General features: G+C 67.4%; 2 protein-coding genes. Both read right to left on the reverse strand.

Features of this window, described 5'->3' with window-relative positions; genetic code table 11:
* The coding region (locus tag ABZ887_RS51095; RefSeq protein WP_361306591.1) for a beta-ketoacyl synthase N-terminal-like domain-containing protein at nucleotides 1-938 on the reverse strand (938 nt) is incomplete at its 3' end.
* A 38-nt stretch (nucleotides 939-976) separates the two neighbouring features.
* Nucleotides 977-1,662: acyl carrier protein (locus ABZ887_RS51100; protein ID WP_361306593.1), on the reverse strand; the 686-nt coding region annotated here is incomplete at its 5' end.

Raw genomic sequence — 1,662 nt, forward strand, 5'->3', positions numbered from 1 at the left:
GACGGACCGTTCGGCGCCGACAGACCATTACTCGCCCCGTCCTGATTGACCGCACTACCCGCCACCACCGCCAGCACCCGATGCCCACGCTCACGAGCAACCGACAACCGCTCCAACACCAGCACGCCAACGCCCTCGCCCCACCCGGTGCCATCAGCCGCCTCCGCGAACGGCTTACACCGCCCATCAGCAGCCAACCCCCGCTGCCGCGCAAACTCCAGGTACGCACCCGGACTGACCATCACCGTGACCCCGCCGGCCAGCGCGATCCCGCACTCACCCGACCGCAACGCCTGCGCCGCCAGGTGAATCGCCGTCAACGACGACGAACACGCCGTATCGATCGAGACCGCGGGACCCTGCAACCCCAACGCGTACGCCACCCGACCCGACGCCACACTCGCCATGGTTCCGGTCATCCCATAGCCACCGGCACCGTCCTGCCCCCCGACGCGGTAGCCGGACGTGATGATGCCGGCGTAAACCCCGGTATCAGTGCCCCGCAACGACCCCGGCGTGATGCCCGCGTCCTCCAACGCCTCCCAACATGTCTCCAGCAACACCCGCTGCTGGGGATCCATCCCCAACGCCTCACGCGGACTGATCCCGAAAAACTCCGCATCGAACCCACCCGCACCATCCAGGAACCCACCCACTCGGGCGTAACCCCCACCCGCGTCACCGGAATCCGGGTCCGGCAAGCCCGCCACGTCCCAGCCACGGTTCACCGGGAACCCCGACATCCCATCGGAGCCTCCCGCAACCAACCGCCACAAGCCATCCGGGCTCTCGGCACCACCCGGGAACCGGCAACCCATTCCCACGATAGCCACCGGCTCGCGAATGCTCTCCTCAAGCCTCTGCAGTCGGTTCTGCAGTTGCCGACCGTCGTTGATGGCCCGCTTCAGATAGTCCCGAAGCTTTTCTTCCTCGGACATGTGTGTAGGTGCTCCTGTCTCGCCGGCAGACAAATCAGCTACTTATCGAGCCCGCGCTCGACCATCTGATACAGATCCTCGTTCGTGGCGGAGTCCAGGTCGTCCTGGTCGTCCGCCTCTGATCCCTGCGCCCGCCAGTCCGCCATGAGGGCATACAACTGTTCCGTGATCCGCCCGCGATCGGCATCGTCGAAGGACACAGCCGACAACACAGCGCGCAGACCGTCCAGATCCGCCAGGGCACTCTCAATGACGCCGGCTTGGCGCGGTACCAGCTGGTCGTGCAGGTGCCGGGCGAGTTCGAGGGGGACGGGGTGGTCGAAGACCAAGGTGGCGGGGAGAGTGAGCCCGGTTTCGCTCACGAGTCGGTTGCGGAGCTCCAGCGCGGTCAGTGAGTCGATGCCAATGTCCCTGAAGGCCCGCTGGGGATCGATGTCTCCGGGGCGGGCATGGCCCAGGACAACGGCCGCGGCTGCCTGGACAGTCTGCAGGACTTCCTGTTCGCGATCGGCGGGGCTGAGCGTAGCCAACCGGGCTGCCAGGCCACCCGCGTCCGCATCTGCGGCCACGGCTGCCGTCGGGCGGGCGGAGACACCACCAGTAACCAAGCCACACAGCAGCGGGGGTATCGGTCGTCCCGGGCGTGACAGTCCCGTCAGGTCGAGGCGGGCCGGGACCGCCGACGGGACACCCCACGCGACCGCGGCCTCGAACAGTGCCAGAC

The sequence above is a fragment of the Streptomyces sp. NPDC047061 genome, assembly GCF_040643955.1.
In the GTDB taxonomy this organism is placed as follows: Bacteria; Actinomycetota; Actinomycetes; order Streptomycetales; family Streptomycetaceae; genus Streptomyces.